The sequence below is a fragment of the Spirillospora sp. NPDC048823 genome (genome assembly GCF_043198445.1).
Lineage (GTDB): Bacteria > Actinomycetota > Actinomycetes > Streptosporangiales > Streptosporangiaceae > Spirillospora.
On sequence record NZ_JBICUT010000021.1, the window covers coordinates 1 to 16066 of the forward strand.

Below are 16066 nucleotides of genomic sequence, written 5' to 3' on the forward strand. Positions count from 1 at the left end.
GAAGCCGTACGAACCCGCCGGATGAACGCCACCCCGCGACCCTACGAGCACCCCGCTTAGTGCGTGAAACCACACTCACCCGAACACGTATCCACGGGTCAACAGGCTCAAGGTCTGACGACATCCAAGCGAGTGAGCCAAGTCAGGACCGATGGCGTCATGATCTTCTGGCCCGACGACAGGCAGGCCCGTGCCCTCGTCCCGGACCTCGATGACGACCAGATCGGCTTCCTCATCGGGGAAGACCCGGATTACGATGTGGCCGAACCCCACGTGTTTGTGGACATTGGTAACCAGTTCGGTGACCACGAGCCGACCGATGTAGTCGTCGGCGATCTTCAGTTCCCGGAACCGCTCGGTCAGGTAGCGGCGCGCCTTTGCGGGTGCCCGGTCGCTCGGCTCGAGAACGAGCGCCGGAGTTTCCGGCGCGAGAGCTGCAGTTGGCATCGGTATGACCTCTGGACGTGTCGATTTCTCGTATCTCTCAGTAAGACACTCATCGACACAGAGTCACTGTTAACCTCCGGAAAGACGCACCATCTCGCTCATGATCTTCATGCGCGGGTTACCCCCGGTTCCGATGCGTTAAGGAGTGGCGAGCATGGCATCCCCCCGACGACGTGCAGTGATATCCCCCGCGCTTGCCGCCTTCGGCCGACAGTTCCGCCGGCACCGCGAGCGGGCCGGGTTGAGTCAGGCCCGCATCGCGCAGCGCACCGGCAAAACGGCCTCCTTCGTCTCGCAGATCGAGAGTGGGAAGAAGCGGTGCAAACGCGACTTCGTCGAGATCATGGACCCGGAGCTCAAGGCGGGTGGCGTCCTCCTCAACCTCTACGACGACCTGAACGGTGACGGCCAACTGGGCTTCCCGACGTGGTTCGACTGGCCTGAGGTGGAGTCCGAGGCCGATGTGCTGGTGACGTGGGAGCACAGCGTGGTCCCCGGTCTTCTGCAGATCGAGGGATACGCCCGCACGCTCCTCGGCACGGACGAGGCCGTGCTCGCTCGTCTGGCCCGGCAGGAGATCCTCAAGCGGGACGATCCCGCTCCAGTCACCTTCATCGTGTTGCTCAGCGAGAACGTCCTTCATCACTATGTGGGCTCGCGAGAGATCATGCGGCAGCAACTCGAACAGTTGCTGGCCATGAGTGAACTACCGAACGTGACCATCCAGATCGTCGTGAACGTTGATGGCGCTCCTGCGGGGAACGGGGGATCGTTCGTTCTGGCGACGATGAAGGATCGAAGCGAGGTGGCCTACCTCGAAACCGCCGTACGCGGAATTTCAACCGACGACTTCCAGGACCTTGTAGGGGTCGCGCGCACACTTGATACCTTGAGGAGCAACGCGTTGCCGGTCAGCCTGTCCCGAGACCTGATGAGAAAGGTGATTGAGGAGAAATGGACCTGAGTGGCGTTGCCTGGCGCAAGGCGAGCAGGAGCACCGAGAACGGTGGTAACTGCGTGGAACTTGCGCCTGTGAACGGTTTGATCGCGATTCGCGACAGCAAAGACCCCAGTGGCCCCAAGCTTCTCGTGAACCGCAAGGATTTCCGCCGCTTCGTCGAGACGCTCGAAAACCCCTGACCCCGGAGTTGCTGGTCCGTAGGGCGGTGGAGGAGATTGGTCTGAGCCGTGCGGTGTGGCGCCAGGCCGGCCGCAACACCGGCCCCAAACTGATCGCTACCCCCGGCGACCTCCGGCACCTCCCCGAAACCCTCAAGATCATCTGACTTCGAAGGCAGAATCTCCGGCCGTGCGCCGGGGCTTCGCTTTACTCGGGCTCCCCCGGATTACCGGGTCGGCGCGTCGGTGCGATCGGCCACGTCATAGGGTGCCCAGGCTGTGCTGAAGCAGTTCAAAGTCAGCGACGAAGCAGGCGACCTCACCATTTCTGGCGCGGCCGATCCAGGTCGGGTAGGTCCCGTCGCCCATACCGCACCGGAACACGATGACGTTCAGGTCTGGATCGTCGGTGGGCACCTCGATGCCGCCGACCTGGATCGTACGATAAATGGCGTTGGACATTGCCGGGCGGTCGAGTTCGAGGTGGTCGCGTGCCGAAGCGTCAAGAAAGCAGCCGGCGCCAGAGTCGACTGAGAACCCGAAGAACGAGCCGTCTTCGAGGAGTTCCGCATCCTGCCCCGGCTGCAGGGCCAGTTCCCAGGAAACCGCCGACTCGGCCCGTATGTTCAGTCTTGCTGCGTTCACCAACCGCATCGGGGACGGTCTCTGCGGAACTGGTGATCGTTCCCAATGGGAGATCGACAGAGTCACCGGATAGCGGCCCGGCGGGACCTTCACGATGAAGGGCTGCACCTCAGGCTGGACCCCCCAGCCCGGATCTTGGACGATCAGGTGACCGGTGGGGAGCCGTAACGCTCCGGCTGATTGAACGTCGATCACCGAGTGAGTTCCGTCGTCCCATCGGTAACGGGTTCCTGCAGTGAACATCATGTTCGGGGAGGGGGCGCGCATGGCATGGGATCATCTCAGAATGCGCGTCATCGACCCGGCCGAGTCGAGGCGGAATCGCGGAACGGCACCATCCGGCGTTCGATGCAGCGGCAGCCGGTGGGAGACGTCGGGTAGTGGGAACCCGGTACGAAGAGGACGGCCTGGCCGTGCTGCCATTCGATGGGATGATCTACCTTCGGATCGGCACCGGAATCGTATCGCCGGGGCGTAGTAACCAGAGCACGAGAGTATGGCGACCTCGTCCCGCAGGGCTGGGTGAGTGGATTGGTGGCGGGGATGGGGCGAAGGATCGGGAGGATGCCGAGGCCGGATCCGGAGAGTGGGATCTTTCTTTTCTCGCTCGTCATGGCGGCCGGTGAGCCGGGGGGGGGCGCGGAGAACGCGGAGGTCATGAGCCGGTACGCGGACCAGATGTTCTCCGCGGGCGACGTGGCGGCGATGGCGGCGCGCAATATCCAGGTGCTCGATGAGAACGGCATCGCTCCCCGGACGGCACCCGCCACCCTTGATGAGGTCGTCGGTCTTGCGGCGCTCGCGCGGGGCAGGCTGTGGTCTTCGATGGACGATCTTGACGCCGCCATTGAGGCGTTCGAGAATGCGGCCGGATCCCCGGCGGGGGCGATCGCCGCCGAAGGGCTCGCCTTCCTGGGATCCGCGCTGACGATGCGCGGTGAGCTCGGGGCGGCCACGGAGGTCTTGGAGCGGGCGGTCGCGTCCGGTCACCGGAGGTTCGGATCCATGGCGGCGGTCGACCTTGCCATGATCCTTGTTGACCGCGGTGAGCGTGACCGTGCACTGGCGTTGCTCCGGCAGGCGCGAGATGCCGGGGAGCTGGCCGGAACGATGGCGGCCGTGAACCTGGGGACCATGCTCGCCCGGCGTTTCGGCGACGTCGAAGGCGGCGTCGCCGAACTGCGCATTGCGGCCGCGGACGGGGCCCCGCTGATTGCGGCGGGCGGGCTGTTCAACCTCGCGACCCTGCTGGAGGAGAACGGCGACAGGGCCGGGGCCGAGCGGGCATATCGGGACGCGGCGGAGCTGCGGCAGCCGATGTTCAGCGGCAAAGCCGCCCTGAACCTCGCGCTTCTGCTGCGCGGCGGAATGGACGTCGAGGGCGAACGCGCCGCCTACCGGCTCGCCGCCGAGGTCGGAGAACCGGCAGAACAGGCCGAAGCCGACCGGATGCTCCTCATGCTCGATGCGCTGAGCGGTCCGGCTTAACTGGACCGCGCTGAAGGCCTTGGTCAACATCTTCCCTTGCGCTGGACGCCTTCAGCTCCGTCCCCGTGGCGGCGGCCTGGGAGGAACCAGACCGGGGAGAGCACCGTGACGCAGTTGGTGGCATCCACCGATCGGGTGCCGTGGCGGACGCGTCCCCGGCGCGTCCGCCGTGTGTCGGTCAGTGGGGGCGTAGGGCTTTCTCTATTGCTGTCAGTTTGTCGGCCAGGTGCAGGAGGGCGCCTACGGACGGGTCGTCCTGGTTGCCGGCGAGGGTTTGGGCTCGTCGGTGGGCCTCCTTGATCTCCGTCCAGCGGGTCTGCTGAGCGGGGGTCAGGGTGCCGCGGAGTTCGGCGAGCTTGAGCATGTTCGCTTCGGCGTCCGAGGTCAGTGTCTGGGACTCGGCTCGGTAGTGGTCGTCTATGGCTGCTTCCAGTTCGGTTGCGTTCATCACCGGCAGGATGCGTTCGGTCAGTTTGTTCATGTCGCGGTAGGAGCCCTGGAGGCGGAACGGGGGTTCGGTGCGGGCGGAGTCGTCCTGGGCCGCGGACGCTATGTAGGCGCGGTTGACCGTCAGGACCACTTGCTGGACGTGGAGCAGCTTTTCCAGGACGGAGAGGATCTCGTCCAGTTCGGTCTGGGAGTACGGGTGGGACAGGCGGTCGGGGCGGACGGTCTGGTCGCCGGAGGCCAGGCGGACGAGCAGTTCGACGTCGGAACGGTCGTGGTTCGTCAAGGGCGCGAGGACGGGGTTCGAGGTCAGGGCGTTCTCGATGTAGCTGAGCGCGAACAGTTCGTCCTTGCCGGACAGGACATCCCCCAGGTTCCACACGTCGGCGCGGTTGGCGAGCATGTCGGGGATGCGGAAACGCTGCCCGGACTCGGTGTACGGGTTGCCTGCCATGCAGACGGCGAAGCGTTTGCCGCGCAGGTCGTAGGTACGTGGGTCGCCGTCCTTGACTCCTTCTATGCGGCGTTGGGCGTCGCAGAGAGGGATGAACTTCTGCAGGAGTTCGGGGGAGGTGTGCTGGATGTCGTCCAGGTAGAGGAGGACGTTGTTGCCCATGTCGAGCGCGAAGTTGATCTTCTCGACCTCCTGGCGGGCGGTGGCGTTGGGGGCCTGGGCGGGGTCGAGGGACGTGACGTCGTGACCCAGGGCGGGGCCGTCCACCTTGACCAGGGCCAGGCCGAGGCGGTCGGCGACGTACTCCATGAGGGTCGTCTTGCCGTAGCCGGGTGGGGAGATGAGCAGCAGCATGCCCATCTGGTCGGTGCGCTTGCCGTCGCCGGATGCGCCGAGCTGCTTGGCCAGGTTGTCGCCGATGAGGGGGAGGTACACCTCGTCGACCAGGCGGTTGCGGACGAACGCGCTCATCGTGCGGGGTTTGAGGGCGGGGATGCCGAGGCGCTTCTCCTCGGTCGCGATGAGGTCGTTCCGCTGTTTCTGGTAGGCGCGGAAAGCCGGGACGCGTTCGGTGCGGAAAATCGCCGTCCGGGCCAGCAGCTCGTCCAGGCGCAGGTCGATGTGGCGGTCGGCTATGCGCGGGTGGTCGCCGAGCAGGTCGCCGATGGTGGCGGTCAGCGCGGCGGGGGAGTCGTAGCGCGCAGATGCGCAGAGCTGCATCGCGACCGCTTCGGGGAGGTCGGACGGGTCGTCGGCGAACGAGGTGAGCCAGGCTTCGGCGAGCTGGTGGCGGGCGGCGAGGTCGTCGCCGAGGGCGCGCAGGTCGTTGTCCAGTTCGGTGTGGTTCTTCTGGCCGAAGTTCTTCAGCAGGTCGCGGGCACCCTGGCTGGTGACGAAGCCGTCGGGGGCGGTGGCGAGTTCTTCGATCAGGTACTCCGCAGCGAGCCGTCCGTCCGTTGGAGGCAGGTCGGCGCGGTTGGTGAAGACGGTGATGGACGTGGCGAGTTCGGTGGTGAGGGCGGTCAGGGCATCGGTGTGGCCGAAGGCCTGGCGGGCTCGGATGAGGGAGCGGGCGCGGGTGGCCAGGGCGGTGCGTTCTGCGGGGATGGTGCCGTGTGTCCAGAAGAGCTGGGAGGCGGCTCTGGCCGGGGACGGGTAGCGCAGCAGGCCGGCGTCGGTGTGGAGGTGCAGCAGTGTTTCCAGGATGCGGGCGGCGTCGTGGTCGTGGACGCCTCGCTCGTAGCCCTCGTCGTAGCGTTCCGCGGCCGCTTCCCGGACGAGGGTGAGCAGGCGGCCGTCCGCTGCGGCCCGGTGCAGTTCGCCGGAGTCGGCGCCCGTGAGGATCGACGTCGCCAGGTACTCGGCACGGTAGGTTTCCGGAGTTTCCGAGACCAGGGTCTGGTTCCACAGGTGGCGGGTCGCGGCGAAGGCGTCGTCGAGGACGGGGGCCCGGTAGTCGGTGCCGGTGATCGCGAAGGCGACCGTGTCGCGGTGCGGGACGAGCGTCAGCTCGATCGGGCGGGTGTTGACCGCGAACCGGTGCCGGCCGAGCCGGATCGTCCCGCCGTCGTCGCCGTAGAGGTCGAGGCGGTCGCGCAGGGCGCGGCCGGCCTCCTGGCGGGCGGACTTGACGCGGCCTTCGAGCTCCTCGGCCCGGACCCCGTCGTCCAGGGCGCGCAGCTCGTCGGCGATCCCGCGGAGCCGGGCCACCATGGCGTCGGTGGCGAAGTAGGTGTTGACCTCGTCCGGGGAGGCGAGCGTGGCGGCGCGGCGGCGGACGCCGGAAAGAATGCGGTCGGCCGACTCGGTGAGGCGGTCGGTGCGGCGGGCGCGCTCGTCCAGCAGGGTCTGCTTGCGGGACGAGAACGCCTCGTAGACCTCGGTGCGCTTCGTTTCCAGCTCGGCGAGGAATTCGTCCAGGTCGGAGAAGCGGGCCTGGAGGGTCTCCAGGCGGAGGAGGAGACGGCCGAGTTGCTCGTCGCAGGTCTCGGGCGTGGTGGCGCCCGCCAGGGCGCCGGCGATCGACTGGTCGAGCAGCCCGAGTTCGGCGGCGAACTCGGCGCGGCCCTCGCGTCCGAGGAGGTCGCGGCGCCGGTTGCCGAGGACGGCGCGGGCGCGGTTGAGGCCGCCGAGGACCTCGCCGACACGCTCCAGGATCGCCGTGCGGGCGGTGGCGTCGGTGATGTCGAGGTCGCCGACGACCTCGGTGACGACTTCCAGGCCCTCGTTCTGCGCGTCGAGGAGATCGGTGAGCGGCACGGCGTCGGCGGCGGTCTCGATGGCCTGCGCCGACTCGGTGATGCGCTCCACTTCGGTGTGGTAGCCGGTGAACGCGTCCTCGCCCTGGAGGAACTCGACGGCGCCCCGGCCCGCGTCACGGAGTTCGGTCTGGGCGGTTTCGGAAAGTTCGTCGATCCGGGCGGTGTCGACGTAGCGGAGGTCGCGCAGAGTTTCCAGGTGGCCTTGGGCGCGGCGGAACTCGGCGAGCCGGCTGATCCAGCCCTCGGCGGTCTCCGGCGACTCCGTCCGGGCGCGGCGGATCAGCGCGGCGATGTCGTCGGCCGCCTCGGAAACAGCGGAAACCGCCTGGTCGGTGAGTGTGCGGACCTTCTCGTACTCGTCCAGGACCTGCCCGGCGGTCGAGCGGACGTCCGCGAGCGGCGCGGCCACGTCCCCGAGGTCGGCGTCGGCGAGCCAGTGGTACAGGTCGGACGTCCGCGTGCACGCCGAGATCAGCGCCTCGAACACCCGGGTCGACGGCGACATCTCGTCCACCATGCGGGTGACGGAGAGGCATTCGGAGATTCCGCGGACGAGGTCCGCGTTCCCGACGCGCTCCAGCGGCCCCGTCCCGACGGGCTGCGCGGCGGCGTGCGCATCGGAGACGTACGGGGTCCGCCAGATCTGCATCGGGTGGACGCGGGCGGGCTCGTCGGTGAAGGCCCGCATCACGGCGAGCGTTCCGTCCTCGAACAGCGAGTACCCGTGGCAGGTGACGGGTGTGGTGACCTGCTTGCGGATCACGTTGTACGGCAGCAGCAGCGACCGGCCGTCCTCGCGCGAGTGGAAGACGTAGAGGACGTCCTCGCCGTTGGGGGAGCGGATGACGCGCTCGTACTCCAGGCCCGTGACGTCGGTGTCGAACGTCTTCGCGGCGTCGGTGTCCAGGTAGTAGCCGCCCGGAAAGATGATCCCGTGGTCGTCCGGCAGCCTCCGGCACGCCTGCGCGATGCCGTCGAGCCGCACGATCCCCTTGGTGCGGACGTTGAACACCAGGTGCCGCCACGCCGTCTCGTTGTACGGGCGGATCCGCAGCAGGATCAGCGCCCCGACCCGCGCGTGCAGGACGTCGGCGTCGGCGAGGGACTGCAGCGGCTCGTCCACGGGCTCGGAGTAGATGCCCGTCCCGGTGCCGGTGTTGTCCTCGATCTTGACGGTGAGGGTCCCGCCGATCGTCTCGACGAACACCTCGCCCTCGATCGAGATGTGCGGGTGCCGTCCGAGGACGTGGTCGTCCCGGGTGGTCTCGATCCAGTCGACGTCGTGCGCCGCCGGGAACTCGTGGTCGCGTTCGCCCTGGTTGTCCTCATAGGCGACGGTCCCGTCGGGGGCCGTCCGCCACCGCAGGACGCGCAGGTCGGAGAGCCGCGGGCCGGTCTGGAACACCGCGAGCAGGCGTCCGTCCACCAGGCGGAGCTGCAGCAGCCGCGCCTGACGGTAGTACCGGTACATGTCGGTGAAGTCGCGCTGGAACCGCGGGTCGTCCAGCAGCCCCGGCACCGCGTCCGTACCGGCCGGGACGAACGCGATGCCGTCCCCGTCCCGCGTGAAGCGGTGCAGGGAGAACACGTCGTCGACGGTCGTCTCCGGCTTCAGCCCGAGGAAGACGTTGTAGCCGAACAGCATCACGCCGCCGAGCGCGACCACGTCGCGCGGGACGCAGTTGTGCGCCGTCCGGATCTGCTCGGTGCCCGCCAGCCGCATCTCCGTGCCGCCGAAGACCTCCAGCCGCCGGACGTTCAGCGCCTCCGCCCGCCGCGCCAGCTCCCCGGCATGTTCGGCGAGCCGTGCACGCAGCACCTCGTACGTCCCGTGGTCGAGTTCCGCCCGCCCGGCCTCCGCCCCTGCGGCCTCCCTCACGTCCTCATTCACCCATCTCTCCCGTCTGTCCTTCGTTCACGCACATTCGCCGGGTCCTCCAACGTCCGGGCCCCCATGCCTCCTCGCACAAACCGCTGCCCTCCCCCCCTGGGACCGGTGCGGTCCGGCCGGGGGTGGGGCGGCGAGCCGGTCGCTGGGACGCGGCCCGCCGCGGTCCGGCATCAGCTGGTGGTGGTCAGGTGGTGGTCAGGTGGTGGTGGTCAGGGCGGACCCGTTGATCTCGGACAGGGGGGCGTCGGCGATGCCGAGGTTGCGGGCGGTGTCCAGGAGGTTCTGGAAACGGGCGATGTCGGGGCCGCCCGCCTTGATCAGGCGCAGCAGGAGCGCGGAGAGGGTCAGGTCGCGGACGGCGCCGGTGTCGATGGAGCCGAGCAGCGTGGACATGTCGTCGGTGAAGCTGCCCGACCCGTCCAGCCAGGGGCCGGCGATGGACTGCGCGACCTCGGAGTTCCCGACGAAGCCGTCCACGCTCTTGCCGAGCGCGATCGACCCGACGAGCCGGTCGAAGAAGACGCTGTCGCCGCCGACGATGCTGATGTCGGCCGACTCCAGCCCGGCCGCGACGACGCTCGCCTGCGCCTCGGCGACCTGCCGCTGCACGTCGATCCCGGCGAGCCGGATGTCCTTCTCCGCCTCCAGCCGCAGCCGGTACTCCTCGTGCTGGCGGGACGCCTCGTCCAGCGCCGCCATCGCGCCCGCCTTCTCGTTCAGGCCCTCCGCCTCGGCCTTGAGGCTCTCGCGGATCCGGGCGGCCTCGACCAGCGCCTTCTCCTGTGCGACGGCGGCCTCGGCGCGGCCGACCTTCTCGATGGCGGCGGCCTCCTGCTGGCGCACCTGGACCTCGGCGAGCCCCGGCGCGGCGGCCTCGGCCCGCAGGCCCTCGGCCAGCCGGATCTTGGCCTGCGCGTCCATCTCCGCGGCCTGCTGGCGGGCCTGCGCCATCGTCAGCTCCTCGCGGGCGCGGTGCTCGGCTGCGGCCTCCGCGGCCTCGGCGGCCTTGATGTCCTTGACCAGGTTCTCCTGCGCCTCGGCCTCCGCGTGGATGATGACCGACTGGCGGGCGCGCTCGGCCTCCTCGACCGTCCGCAGCCGCTTGATGCCCTCCTCCTGCTCGGCGACGGTCCGCTCCACCGCGATCCGCTCCCGGACGACGTTCGCGATCTCCCGCTTCTCCGCCTCGACCTCCTTGTCGGCGGCGATCCGGGTCAGCTCCGTCTCCCGCTCGCGGGCGATGACCTCCAGGAGGCGGTCCTTCTCGATGCGCTCGCTCTCGATCGCGAGGACGCGCTCCTTGTTCTTCGCGGCGACCGAGACCTCCCGGTTCTTGTTCTCGGTCTGGACGCCGAGCTGCTCGTCGGTGCGGATGTGCGCTGCCTGCGCGCGCAGCCGCTCCTCCGCCTTGACCCGCTCGGTCTCCGCCTCCTCGCGGGCCCGGACGGTCTCGACCTCACGCTGCTGCCGCAGCTCGGCGTCGGCCTGCCGGCGCTCCAGCTCCAGGATCGCCTCGCGCGCTTCCACGTCCTGGCGCGCGATCTCCTTCTCCTCGTTGCGGGCGTGCTCGTTGGTGCGGATGTGCTCGAGCGCGGTCAGCTCGGTGATCTTCCGGATGCCCTGGGCGTCCAGGATGTTCGACTTGTCCAGGGACAGCAGCGACGTCTGCTCCAGGTAGTCGATCGCCGCGTCCTCGATGCTGTAGCCGTTCAGGTCCGTGCCGATGACGCGGATGATGTGGTCGCGGAACTCGTTGCGCCGGATGTAGAGATCGGCGAAGTCGAGGTGCTTGCCGACGGTCTTCAGCGCCTCGGAGAACTTGGCCGCGAACAGTTCCTGCAGCGTCTCCTGGCTGCTGGCGCGCTGGGTGCCGATGGCCTGCGCCACCTTCACGACGTCCTCGGCGGTCTTGTTGACGCGGACGAAGAACGTGATGCGGATGTCGGCGCGGATGTTGTCCTTGCAGATCAGCCCTTCCCGGCCGGTCCGCTCGATGTCGATCGTCTTCACCGAGATGTCCATCATCTCGGCCTTGTGCAGCACCGGCAGCACGATCGCGCCGGTGAAGGTGACGTCGACCTTCTTGAACTTGGAGATGATCAGCGCGCGGCCCTGGTCGACCTTCTGGAACAACTTCTTCACCATCAGCACCAGGCCGAGGATGATGAGCAGGGTGAGCGCGAGGAGCACACCGGCTCCCAAGGTGATGGTTTCCATCAAGAATCCCTGTCGTCGGGGGGATGAGTCGCGGGGAATGAGTCGCGGGGGATCGGGGCGCGGGGGATCGGGGCGCGGGGTATCAGAGGGCCGGGCGGTCGAATGCCGCGTCATGCGGCATGACCCAGAAGAACTGGCCGGCCGGATCGAAATCGAAGATCAGTGCGGTGCTGCCGGCGGTGAGGCCGCCGCCCTGCGCCGCGCCCGCCACGGCCACGTCCATGGCCGGCTGCCTGACCTGGACGATGGCGGACGAGCCGTCGGGGGCGGTGACCTCGGCCTGACCGAAGTCCGGCCCGACCAGCCCGGTGCGGATCACGCAGGGCAGCCCGACGAAGTCGCGCAGCGACGCCGCCGCCGGGTTCTGGAAGACGCGGCGCAGCGGCAGCACCGCCAGCCGCGTCCCGAGCCAGGCCAGCGCGAGCGCGGCGACCAGGACGAACGCCCGCAGGACGGTGCCGTCGAGCAGCGCCGCCCCCGTCAGGGAGATGAACCAGGCGAGCGCGATCAGCAGCGAGAGCACGATCGTGCCGGGGACGCCGCCGAGCCCGAGGAGCGCGAGCCCGCCGGCCACGCCCCCGTCCCCGGCGTCCCCGTCCTCGGCGCCGGCGCCGGCCCCCGCATCGGCATCGGCGCCGGCGCCGAGGAGGTCGAGTCCCAGGCCGCCGACCAGGACGAGTGCCCAGTAAACGGCGACGACCAGGAGAGAGAAGCTGAAAAGCGCGGTCGGAAAACCGAACGCCACATCGACGAATTCACTCATTTGAATGCACGCTTCCGCATCGAGACGTCATGGACCGTGCCGGGCGCGCCGAATACGCGCCGGCCCGTGAAGAGAGGCCCGCTAAGGGGAGGTGAGGATGCGGCTCAGCTATCTGGGAAGTCGTGCGCCCAGGCCATAGCGGTCAGGCCGTATGGCGGGGTGGGAACGTGCGGCGCCGGCAAAGGCGGCGCAATGAAAAAGTGCCGGGGACTCATCAGCCCTCCTGATCGCAGACATATCCTGTCTCGCCGACCAGGCTTCCCGGCACACCAGTCGTTACTTTAGCTTACTTCTCTCTTAAAGGGAAGTCTTTCGCCGGATCGGCCCGCCGCCGTCACCTTTCGCCCTGCCGTTCGCGCAGCTCAGCGAGGGGCGGGGGTTGCACCGGGTGGTGGACGGACGCCTAGCATGGCCGGGTCAGGTCTGGACGAACTTTCAGGTTGCGTTGAGGTGGCTTTGGGGTTCGGCTCAGAGAACCGGCGTACTTTGGCGCGCCATGACTTCGCAGACCAGCCGGCCGATCTTCGTCATCGGCTGCCCCCGTTCGGGAACGACGCTGCTCCAGCAGATGCTGCACTCGCACCCGCGCATCGCGTTCCCGTCCGAGACCAGGTTCGTGCACACCTCCTACGAGGCACGGCACACCTTCGGTGACCTGGAACGGGAGGAGAACCGGCGCAGGCTGGCCGAATGGATCGCCAAGGGCAAGGACACCAAGTTCCATGTCCTCAAGCTGGACGCGGAGGACATCATCGAGGAGATCGTCCACGGGCCCCCGACGCTCGGGTCCGCGCTGGCGATCATCTTCCGGGCGTACGCGCGCGAGCACCGCAAGCCGCGCTGGGGCGACAAGCGCCCGAGCTACTTCCGCCGGATTCCGATGCTCCGGCGGATGTTCCCGGACGCGCAGTTCATCCACCTCGTCCGGGACGGACGGGACGCCGTGAGCTCGCTGAAGAAGATGCCCTGGTACGACGGCGACACGTACTCCGCCGCGCTGACCTGGCGGGAGGCCGTCGACACGGGCAAGCGGCTCAGTGCGCGCCTCGGCCCGGAGACCTTCTACGAGTTCCGCTACGAGGACCTCGTCGCCGAGCCGGAGGACGCGCTGGTGAAGCTGTGCGCGTTCCTCGGCGAGGAGTACGACCCGGCGATGACGAAGGCGTACCGGCATGCCCGCGAGACGGTGCCGTCCGCGCGCAAGTGGCACCTCCGTACGCATGAGGCGCCCAACACCCGCAATGTGGGGGCGTGGCGGGAGCGCCTTGAGGACTGGGAGGCGGATCTCGTCGAGCACGTCCTCGCCTCCCGTCTGGTCGACCACGGCTACTCGCTGTCGGGGGTGCCGCGTCCGTCGGCGGCGCAGCTCGCCAGGTTCCACCGCCTCGCGGCGCACCGGTGGCGGTCGCGGCGCGGGCACGCGGTGCTGGACCGGCTCGCGCAGACCCGCGACCCCAATCCCGTCGTCTCCCTCCTGGACGGGCCGGTGCCGCTGGACGGTGCCTCTGACCTGGACTGACTCCGCCGAAGACAGGTCGGTCTCGCCACAGGGGAAGAAGGACCTGGCTTGCCCGTCATGGGTGGGTCTGAGCGGTTGACCGAAATTCTCATGGAACGTGCCGGAGTGCGGTGGCCGGCCGCCGCCCGGCCGCACCGGGCCTGCTGGGGAACGGTGCAGGTCGCGTGCCGTCGTGAGGTCCGCGGGGAGGAACGGGGCCGGTGGGACTTGCGGTGCCGCGGGTTTCCCGGCGGGCTGCGGGTGGGTCCCTTAACGGAAGAGGTTACCGTTTGGTAACCTGGTGCCGTTTTACCGTATCACTGACTTAATTTACGAAACAGAGACATGGTTGTGTCCGATCGTTCACATCCGGACCTGAGACACGTCTCCCATTTGCCTGTATCTTGCGTGTTGCTCGTCTTCCGATAGCTATCGCGATTGATTCGATGATCCTCTTACATAAGGAGGAATGCGGTGACCAGATCGGAAACAATTTCCCACGGCGAGTTGCAATCGTGGCTTCTTGACAGGATCGCCTTCTACCTCGACAGGCCCGCCGAAAACATCGATCCAGGGGTCGAACTGGCCCGCTATGGCGTCGACTCCGTCTACGCCATCAGCATCATCAGCGACATCGAGGACCACCTCCAGGTCGAGGTCGACGTGGCCGAGGCCCGGCGCCGGGAGACGGTGACCGCGCTCACCGACTACCTGCTCGAACTCGTCGCATGATGGGCGGCCGGCCGGACGGCGGGCCCGTCATGGTGGTCCTCGGCGACAGTGTGGCCGAGGGGCAGAACGACCCGGACCCGGCCGGCGGGTGGCTCGGCTGGGCCGGTCGGCTGGCCCATGAGCTGGGCGTTTCCCGCGCGGAGATGCTCAATGTCTCCGACCCGGGGGCGACCGTCGAGGACGTGGCCGCCCGGCAGCTGCCCGCCGTCCGGGACCTGCGGCCGGGCCTCGTCGTGCTCGGCTGCGGCATGAACGACGCGCTGCGCGGCTTCGAGCGGGCGGACGCGGCGGCCCGGCTGGACGAGGTGTTCGGCTGGGCCCGCGAGCGCGGCGCCGTCGCGCTGGCGATTCCGGTGCCCCGCCCTCCGCTGCTCGACGTGGCCCCGATGTCGCAGTTCCGCAAGAAGCGGACCGTGCAGCGCATTCACGACTTCAACGAGGAGCTCGCCCGCGCCACCGGCGAGTTCGGAATACCGTTTCCCGCACGTGAAACGGTGGCGAAAGTCGCTGACCCCGGGATGTGGAGTACCGACGGAATCCACCTGAACCCGAGAGGGCACGCATATGTGGCGGAGGTGATCGCGCACATCGCACGAAGCCTGCTCGGCGAGCGGGTCATCTGAGCCTCGGGGGCCACCGCACACATCTGGGATAGAGATGAAGAGACCATTCACCTTCGCCCGCGTCCCCCAGTCGATGATGCTGATTCCGCTCGCGCCGGTGCTGGCCGTCCAGGCATGGCGGACGGTGCGCCGGACGCCCCGGCTCGCCCCCGCGACCGGGGACGAGTACGGCTTCGTGCCCGGCGCGGATCCCGGCGCCGGGCCGGCGTACCGGGTCGTGGTGATCGGCGAGTCCACCGCCGTGGGAGTCGGGGCGTCCCAGCATGCGCAGGCGCTGCCCGGCTTTCTGGCGGAGGCGCTGAGAGAGCGCTTGCGCAGAAGCGTGGCCTGGTCGGTCAACGGCGAGAACGGCGCCACGGCCCACCGGGTCGCGACCGCGCTCGTCCCACCGGCGAACGGCACGCCCGGCAACGGATCTCCCCCCGGTGGTGCGGCCAGTGGTGGTGCGGCCAGCGGTGGTGCGGCCAGCGGTGATGGCGTCCACGGTGGTGGCGTGAGCCCGGACCTCGTGGTCGTCACCGTGGGGATCAACGATCTGATCCGGCGGCGTCCGCTGCGGCGGTGGACGGACGACATGGCCGGGCTCATCGCCGCCCTGCAGGGCAGGTACGTGCACGCGACGCTGGTCGTCGCGGGAATGCCGCCCGTCCACCGGTTCCCGGCGATCCCGCAGCCGCTGCGCCTGTTCCTCGGCGCGCGGGCGCGCACCATGGACCGGATCATGCGCGACGCGGCCCGGGCGGGCGGGGCGGTCCACGCTCCGATGGACGAGGCGATGGCGCGCGACCGCGGGCTCTTCGCCTCCGACGGCTTCCACCCGTCCCCCGACGGCTACCGGGCCTGGGCCGAGGATCTCGCCCGAGCCGCCGCCCCCATGACCGCCCCCGCCGAGAGCACGCCCCCCGCCGACACCGTCCCGCCCCGGACGGTGAACTGACCCCGACCCACGGCAAGTGAAGGGACAGCTCAGGTGACGGTTCCCGGAACGTTCCGAAAGGCGGTGGAGGCCCACGACCTCTCCGCGATCACCAGCGCGCTCGATCCCGGCATCGAGTTCCACAGCCCGGTGATGGTGAAGCCGTACCGCGGCCGCGACTCCGTCGCCGCGCTGCTCGGTGTCCTGCTGGAGGTCTTCGAGGACTTTCACTACACCGACGAGCTCGTCGGCACCGCCGAGCAGGACGCGCCCGTCCAGGCGCTGATCTTCAACGCGCGGGTGATGGGCAAGGCCGTCCAGGGGCTCGATCTGCTCAGGTTCGGCGACACCGGCCTCGTCACCGGCCTGACCGTGATGGTCCGCCCCCTGCCCGCCGCGATGACGCTCGCGCGGGTGGTCGGGAGGCGGATGGAGGGAGCGGAGGGACCGGGGGGCCCGTCCGACACCGCCCAGCTATAGGGAGTGGAAAGAGAGATGGACAGTAAGGTCCCCGCACGCCCCGCAGGTGCCGCGCGTCCCGCTGGCGCCGCACACACGACGGAAC

At 68.8% G+C, this 16066-nt stretch carries 13 protein-coding genes; 8 read left to right on the forward strand and 5 right to left on the reverse strand.

Translation table 11 applies throughout. From position 1 onward, the window contains the following. Window positions 1-75: 75 nt before the first annotated feature. Window positions 76-447 carry an ATP-binding protein gene (locus ACGFK0_RS33790; protein WP_392912423.1) on the reverse strand — a complete coding sequence of 124 codons (372 nt, stop codon included), beginning with the start codon at window positions 445-447 and terminating at the stop codon, window positions 76-78. A 154-nt stretch (window positions 448-601) separates the two neighbouring features. Here ACGFK0_RS33790 and ACGFK0_RS33795 point away from each other — a divergent pair, with 154 nt between their 5' ends. Next, the gene (locus ACGFK0_RS33795; protein WP_392912425.1) at window positions 602-1411 is read left to right on the forward strand and encodes a helix-turn-helix domain-containing protein; all 810 of its coding nucleotides are present in this window, start codon (window positions 602-604) and stop codon (window positions 1409-1411) included. After that, on the forward strand, window positions 1402-1587 hold the full coding sequence (locus ACGFK0_RS33800) for a DUF397 domain-containing protein (RefSeq protein WP_392912427.1): 186 nt from the start codon (window positions 1402-1404) through the stop codon (window positions 1585-1587). The genes ACGFK0_RS33795 and ACGFK0_RS33800 overlap by 10 nt, the downstream gene beginning before the upstream one ends. Window positions 1588-1827: 240 nt before the next feature. Here the strand turns inward: ACGFK0_RS33800 and ACGFK0_RS33805 are convergent, their stop codons facing one another. After that, window positions 1828-2478, reverse strand: coding sequence for a DUF4241 domain-containing protein (locus ACGFK0_RS33805; protein WP_392912429.1), 651 nt, complete (start codon window positions 2476-2478; stop codon window positions 1828-1830). A 411-nt stretch (window positions 2479-2889) separates the two neighbouring features. On the opposite strand from ACGFK0_RS33805, the gene ACGFK0_RS33810 reads away from it, so the two are divergent. Beyond that, complete coding sequence (locus ACGFK0_RS33810; protein ID WP_392912431.1) at window positions 2890-3699, forward strand: hypothetical protein; 810 nt, start codon at window positions 2890-2892, stop codon at window positions 3697-3699. A gap of 178 nt (window positions 3700-3877) precedes the next feature. Here ACGFK0_RS33810 and ACGFK0_RS33815 read toward each other — a convergent pair whose 3' ends face one another. The 3 genes from ACGFK0_RS33815 to ACGFK0_RS33825 all read right to left on the reverse strand — a co-directional run bounded on the left by ACGFK0_RS33815 (window position 3878) and on the right by ACGFK0_RS33825 (window position 11732). After that, window positions 3878-8752 (reverse strand): DNA repair ATPase, encoded by a 4875-nt coding sequence (locus ACGFK0_RS33815; RefSeq protein WP_392912433.1) that lies wholly within the window; start codon window positions 8750-8752, stop codon window positions 3878-3880. 195 nt (window positions 8753-8947) lie between these two features. Continuing rightward, window positions 8948-10969: a flotillin family protein gene (locus tag ACGFK0_RS33820; RefSeq protein ID WP_392912435.1), complete on the reverse strand. Its 2022-nt coding sequence runs from the start codon at window positions 10967-10969 to the stop codon at window positions 8948-8950. Window positions 10970-11051: 82 nt separating this feature from the next. Further along, window positions 11052-11732, reverse strand: a complete 681-nt coding sequence (locus ACGFK0_RS33825) for a hypothetical protein (RefSeq protein ID WP_392912437.1) — start codon at window positions 11730-11732, stop codon at window positions 11052-11054. 496 nt (window positions 11733-12228) lie between these two features. Here ACGFK0_RS33825 and ACGFK0_RS33830 point away from each other — a divergent pair, with 496 nt between their 5' ends. The 5 genes from ACGFK0_RS33830 (at window position 12229) to ACGFK0_RS33850 (ending at window position 15981) form a co-directional block, all read left to right on the forward strand. Next, window positions 12229-13251, forward strand: coding sequence for a sulfotransferase (locus ACGFK0_RS33830; RefSeq protein WP_392912439.1), 1023 nt, complete (start codon window positions 12229-12231; stop codon window positions 13249-13251). 453 nt (window positions 13252-13704) lie between these two features. Next, the gene (locus tag ACGFK0_RS33835) at window positions 13705-13962 is read left to right on the forward strand and encodes an acyl carrier protein (RefSeq protein ID WP_358451604.1); all 258 of its coding nucleotides are present in this window, start codon (window positions 13705-13707) and stop codon (window positions 13960-13962) included. Then, window positions 13959-14585, forward strand: coding sequence for an SGNH/GDSL hydrolase family protein (locus ACGFK0_RS33840; protein WP_392912442.1), 627 nt, complete (start codon window positions 13959-13961; stop codon window positions 14583-14585). The genes ACGFK0_RS33835 and ACGFK0_RS33840 overlap by 4 nt, the downstream gene beginning before the upstream one ends. Window positions 14586-14619: 34 nt before the next feature. Continuing rightward, entirely contained in the window at window positions 14620-15522 is a 903-nt protein-coding gene (locus ACGFK0_RS33845) for an SGNH/GDSL hydrolase family protein (protein WP_392912444.1), read from the forward strand. Between the two features lie 33 nt (window positions 15523-15555). Further along, window positions 15556-15981, forward strand: a complete 426-nt coding sequence (locus ACGFK0_RS33850) for a nuclear transport factor 2 family protein (protein ID WP_392912446.1) — start codon at window positions 15556-15558, stop codon at window positions 15979-15981. The last annotated feature ends 85 nt before the right edge of the window (window positions 15982-16066 follow it).

Coding starts and splice junctions, on each gene's coding strand:
- ACGFK0_RS33790 (WP_392912423.1), bottom strand. CDS start 447: ATGCCAACTGCAGCTCTCGCGCCGGAAACTCCGGCGCTCGTTCTCGAG.
- ACGFK0_RS33795 (WP_392912425.1), top strand. CDS start 602: ATGGCATCCCCCCGACGACGTGCAGTGATATCCCCCGCGCTTGCCGCC.
- ACGFK0_RS33800 (WP_392912427.1), top strand. CDS start 1,402: ATGGACCTGAGTGGCGTTGCCTGGCGCAAGGCGAGCAGGAGCACCGAG.
- ACGFK0_RS33805 (WP_392912429.1), bottom strand. CDS start 2,478: ATGCGCGCCCCCTCCCCGAACATGATGTTCACTGCAGGAACCCGTTAC.
- ACGFK0_RS33810 (WP_392912431.1), top strand. CDS start 2,890: ATGTTCTCCGCGGGCGACGTGGCGGCGATGGCGGCGCGCAATATCCAG.
- ACGFK0_RS33820 (WP_392912435.1), bottom strand. CDS start 10,969: ATGGAAACCATCACCTTGGGAGCCGGTGTGCTCCTCGCGCTCACCCTG.
- ACGFK0_RS33825 (WP_392912437.1), bottom strand. CDS start 11,732: ATGAGTGAATTCGTCGATGTGGCGTTCGGTTTTCCGACCGCGCTTTTC.
- ACGFK0_RS33830 (WP_392912439.1), top strand. CDS start 12,229: ATGACTTCGCAGACCAGCCGGCCGATCTTCGTCATCGGCTGCCCCCGT.
- ACGFK0_RS33840 (WP_392912442.1), top strand. CDS start 13,959: ATGATGGGCGGCCGGCCGGACGGCGGGCCCGTCATGGTGGTCCTCGGC.
- ACGFK0_RS33845 (WP_392912444.1), top strand. CDS start 14,620: ATGAAGAGACCATTCACCTTCGCCCGCGTCCCCCAGTCGATGATGCTG.